General features: G+C 75.8%; 2 protein-coding genes. Both read left to right on the top strand.

Annotation, left to right across the window (positions count from 1 at the left end):
• The first annotated feature begins 163 nt into the window (after positions 1-163).
• Positions 164-3706 carry a trypsin-like peptidase domain-containing protein gene (locus CCN72_RS29720; RefSeq protein ID WP_244174541.1) on the top strand — a complete coding sequence of 1181 codons (3543 nt, stop codon included), beginning with the start codon at positions 164-166 and terminating at the stop codon, positions 3704-3706.
• Positions 3707-3847: 141 nt separating this feature from the next.
• Positions 3848-4795 (top strand): bifunctional riboflavin kinase/FAD synthetase, encoded by a 948-nt coding sequence (locus CCN72_RS29715; protein ID WP_086811074.1) that lies wholly within the window; start codon positions 3848-3850, stop codon positions 4793-4795.
• Positions 4796-4983 lie beyond the last annotated feature (188 nt).

The raw sequence follows: 4983 nt of genomic DNA, 5'->3' as shown, positions 1-4983 counted from the left end.
CCCCTAGGACTGTCCAACCGCCCCCGCCAATTCACCCGTCCGGGCAGGCGCTCGGAGTGAACCGGGGGAGCGGAAGGGGGCGCGTTCCGCGAGCACACCGCCCCGCCGATCATCACCCGCCTACCGTCGCCACAGGCACGGGCAAGGGCGGGAAGGCAAGACGATGACGGCAGGAGACCCGCGAACCGGCAGCGCCCGCGGGGCCACGGCGCACGGCACGGGTGACATGGCGGACGCGGCGGGATCGACCCCCGCCCGCACGGACGGGGCGCGCGGCGCGCGGGTGCTCACGACCCCCCGCCCGCACACGGACGCCGCCCCCGGCATCCGCCGCACGGACCCCGGTCCCCTCGCGGACACCCGCACCACCGACCCCCTGGTCCACATCCAGGACCCCGCCGGCCGCCCCCGCGGCATCGGCTTCCTCGCCGATCACCAGGGCACCCTCCTCACCAGCCACGAAGCCGTCGACGGTCTCGACCGGCTGGTGCTGCGCGCCGGGGACCGCACCCGGGTGGTCGCCGCCGAGGACGTGACCGCGCTGCCCGCCCGGAACCTGGCCCTGGTGCGCGCCGAGGGCCTGGACGTGCCCCCGCTGCCGCTGAGCTGCCGCAGGAGCGTCACGGCCGGTACCTACGTCCGGGTCGCCGCCGGCTGCTGGCGCGAGGCGCGGGTGCTGGCCGCCGCCGAGGTGTCGTACGGCCGCCATCTGATCGGCGACGCGCTGGAGCTGGCCATCGGGACGACGGGCCGGGACGCGCTGCGCCCCGGGGGCGGTGCGGCCGGGGGGCCGGTGGTGGACGCGCGTACGGGCGCTGTCCTCGGCGTCCTCGGCACCGTGCTGCACGCCCCGCACCGCGACGCCGGCTTCGCGGTGCCGCCCCGCGCCGCCGCCGGCCCCCTCGCCGAGCTGCTGGCCCGTAACGCGGCCACCGTGCCCGCGTACGGCGCCGACCTCAACCTCGCGGGCGTCCTGGAGCTGACCGCCACCTCGGTGGGCCAGGACGGACCGCCGAGGGCCCTTGTGCAGCCGGTCGAACGGGAGTCCCTGGCAAGGGAGTTGGCCGACTTCACGGACGGCGACCGGTGCGTGCTCGGCCTGGTCGGCGCCCCGGGCAGCGGTCGTACGACGGAACTCGCGGCGCTCGCCGCCCGCCGCGACCGCCGCGCGGAGCCCACGCTGTGGCTGCGCGGCGCCGATCTGGAGGAGGGCGACGGCTCGGTGGCCGACGCGGCGCGCCGCGCCCTGGAACGGGCCGCCCGCATCGTCGCCGCCGCCCGCCATGTCGACCTCCCCGACCTCGGCGATCTCTCCCCGGAGCATCTCGCCGCCCGCGCGGGCCGTCCCCTTCTGCTCCTCCTCGACGGCCCCGAGGAGATGCCCCCCGCCCTGGCCCACCGGCTCCCGGAGTGGGCCGAGGGCACCGTCGCCTGGCTGCGGGAGACCGGCGCCCGCCTGGTGGTGGCCTGCCGGGAGGAGTACTGGGAGCAGGCGGGGTTCACCCCAACCCTCGTACAGACAGCGGTACTTGACGACCTCGGCCCCGAGGAGGCCGAGAAGGCGCGGGCGCGGTACGGGATCCCCGAGGGGCTGCTCGCCGCGCGGGACGCCCGGCATCCGCTCACCCTGCGACTGCTGTCCGAGGTGTGGGCCGTACTGCGCAGGGCGCGGTTCGAAGGGCCGGTCGACCGGCACGAGGTGTTCACGGCCCACCTCGACCTGATGTGCCTGCGCATCGCGGTACGGCTGGCCGCCGAGCGGGGGCTGCGCGGCACCGCCGTACGACGGCTCGCCGCGCGGGTCGCCGGACAGGTGCACGAGGCCGCCCGGCGCAGCCTCGGGGCGGGGCAGGGGGAGCTGGACCGGGCGGCCTTCGAGGCGGTGTTCCCATGGGGGCCGGCCCCGGAGCGGCTCGGCGGCGGCACCGGCTGGGCCTCCGCCGTGCTCGCCGAGGGCCTGCTCGTGCCGGCCGGGAGCGGCTACCGCTTCGCCCATGAGGAACTGGCCGACTGGCTCCAGGGCCTGCACCTCGACCTGGACGAGGCCGTGCACACCCTGGTGCACCGCGCCCGCGACCCCAGGGCGGAGGAGGGCGGAATGCCGGTGCCGCGCCATCGCGTCGGACCCGTCGTACAGGCCCTGCTGCATCTCGGCCGCCGCCAGGGCTCCCGTCAACTCGCCTTTCAGTTGCGCGAGTTGGTGGACGCCCTGGACCTGGACACCGGCTCCTGGTGGGCCGCCCGGCTGCTCGCCGGGACCCTGGGGCAGGTGCCGGACGCGACGCCGTACACCGAGGTGCTGCGGCTGCTCGCCGAGCACGTCGTGGCCTGGCGGCGCGAACTGCGGCCGGTGCCGGGGGAGTTCGGGCCCGCCTTCTGGACCGGCCTGCCCGTGCCCGCCGCCGAACGGCTGGACCTGCTGCGCCGGCTCGTCCTCGCCGATCCCGCCGCGGGCACGCCGGGCGAGCGGTACCTCGACGCCGTGGCCCGGCTGCTGGCCGCCGCACCCGATGCCGTACAGCCCTGTCTGACACGGTGGTTCGAGGACGAGCGGCCGTTGCCCGCGGCCCCGCACGCCACCGTGGCGACCGCGGCGCAGGCCCTGCTGCACACCCATCGGCAGGGCGCGCTGGACGCGCTCACGGAGGCGCTGGCCGAGAGCGGCCACCGGCACGCGGAGGAACTGCTCACCGTGCTCGCCGAGGAGGAGCCGTCGGCGCTGTGCCGGGCCGTGCACCGCTGGGCGCAGGACGAGCGGCGCACGGCCCGGCATCCGGCCGCCATGGCGCTCGCGCTGCGCGCCGCCCCGCATCTGCGGACGGCCGCCGACCGCGAGCTGCTGTGCCGCGCCGCGACCGCCGTGCTCGCCCGGCCCGCCGGCCACGCCCTGCACGGCGGCGCCCACGCCCTGCTGGCCGGCTCACCCGGCACCCGCGAACGGCACCTGGCCGAGGCGCTGCGCCACTTCGCCGACGGCGATCCGCTCGTCCCCGCGACCGCCCTGCTGCCCGCCCTGACCAGTCATCCGGACCCGGTCCTCGACGCCTTCCGGACCCGGCTGCGCGGCCCGCACCGGGAGGCGGCCGACTGCCTGCGCCGCCTCCTCGCCGACGCCACCACCCCGGCCCTCGCCCGCGCCGCCGCGACCCTGCTGCGGGAGGCGGCGCGCCCGCACCCGGAGACCGCCGGGCGCATCGCCACCGCCGTCGACCGCCGCCTGGACCTCGGCCCCGCCGCCCGTCCGACCCTGTTCCCCCTGGTCACCGGCCTGCTCCGGGACGGCCCCGAACCCCTGCGGGCCGCGCTGGCCACCGTCCTCGCGGCCTCCGACAGCCGTACTTCCGGTGGTCGCACCTTCGACAGCGGTGCCTCCGGTACGCTGCGCGCCGAACTCCTGGACTTCCTGCTCGCCCGCGAACAGGAGCCGTCCGTGCTGGTCGCCGTCCTGCACGCGGCGGCCTCCGAGACCGGTCCGGCGGACGACGTCCGCGCCCTCGTGCACCGCACCGGACTGCTCCTGAGCCGCACCCCCGAAGGCGCCACCCGCTTCGACCGCGCCTTGGTCGACCTCGGTCGGCACGTCCCCGGGTTCGCCACCCGGATGACCCGCTGGCTCGCCGACACCCCGGACGAGTGGGCCGCCGTGGTGGGCCCCGGCACCCGCCGCACCCTGGAGAATCTCGGGGGCGCGCGGGTACCCGCCTGACACCGCCCCTGAGCTGCCGCGGTGAACGTGCGCCCGGTCACAGCGCCCCTACCGATGCGGGCCCCGGGCACCCGGCATGGCACCCTTAGACCTGCACAATCGTCAAGGTAGACACGGACACGGGTTCGAGGAGCGGTCACAGTGCAGCGCTGGCGTGGCTTGGAGGACATCCCCGAGGACTGGGGGCGCAGCGTCGTCACCATCGGTTCTTACGACGGTGTCCACCGAGGCCACCAGCTGATCATCAAGCACGCCGTCGACCGCGCCCGCGAGCTGGGCGTCCCGGCCGTCGTCGTCACCTTCGACCCGCACCCCAGCGAGGTCGTGCGCCCCGGCAGCCACCCGCCGCTGCTCGCCCCGCACCACCGCCGCTGCGAGCTGATGGCCGAGCTGGGCGTCGACGCGGTGCTGATCCTCCCTTTCACCAGCGAGTTCTCCAAGCTGTCGCCCGCCGACTTCGTGGTGAAGGTCCTGGTGGACAAGCTGCACGCCAAGGCGGTCGTGGAGGGCCCGAACTTCCGCTTCGGTCACAAGGCGGCCGGCAATGTCGAGTTCCTCGCCGAGCAGGGCAAGGTCTACGACTTCGAGGTCGAGGTCATCGACCTGTACGTGTCCGGCGCGGCGGGCGGCGGCCTGCCGTTCTCCTCGACCCTGACCCGGCGTCTGGTCGCCGAGGGCGATGTCGAGGGCGCCCGCGAGATCCTGGGCCGCCCGCACCGGGTGGAGGGCGTGGTGGTGCGCGGCGCCCAGCGCGGCCGCGAGATGGGCTTCCCCACGGCGAACGTCGAGACGCTGCCGCACACCGCCATCCCCGCCGACGGTGTGTACGCCGGTTATCTGCACGCGCAGGGCGAGATCATGCCGGCCGCGATCTCGGTGGGCACGAACCCGCAGTTCGACGGCACCGAGCGCACGGTGGAGGCGTACGCCATCGATCGCGTCGGCCTCGATCTGTACGGCCTGCATGTCGCCGTCGACTTCCTCGCCTACGTCCGCGGCCAGGCGAAGTTCGACTCGCTGGAAGCGCTGCTGGAGCAGATGGCGGCGGATGTGAAGCGGTGCAAGGAGATCGTGGCGGCGGAGAAGTAGTCCCGCCTTAGGGCTTTTTGCGTGACGACAAGGAAAGGGCGGCCGGTGCGTGGAGCACCGGCCGCCCTTTTGTCATTCCGTGAGCGGGGTCAGGGCTGCTGCGGGGGCTGCCCCTGCGGGTAGGGCTGGCCGGGGTACGGCTGCTGGCCCGGCTGTGGCTGCGGCTGCTGCTGGGGCGGGTAGGGCTG

Origin of the sequence: Streptomyces murinus, from assembly GCF_002154555.1 — a bacterium.
Classification (GTDB): domain Bacteria; phylum Actinomycetota; class Actinomycetes; order Streptomycetales; family Streptomycetaceae; genus Streptomyces; species Streptomyces murinus.
Note: the sequence above shows the minus strand (reverse complement) of the source record. Positions and strands in the feature narration are given on the sequence as shown.

What these genes read in the sequence shown, in the direction of transcription:
- CCN72_RS29720 (WP_244174541.1), top strand. Translation starts at nt 164, where the DNA reads ATGACGGCAGGAGACCCGCGAACCGGCAGCGCCCGCGGGGCCACGGCG.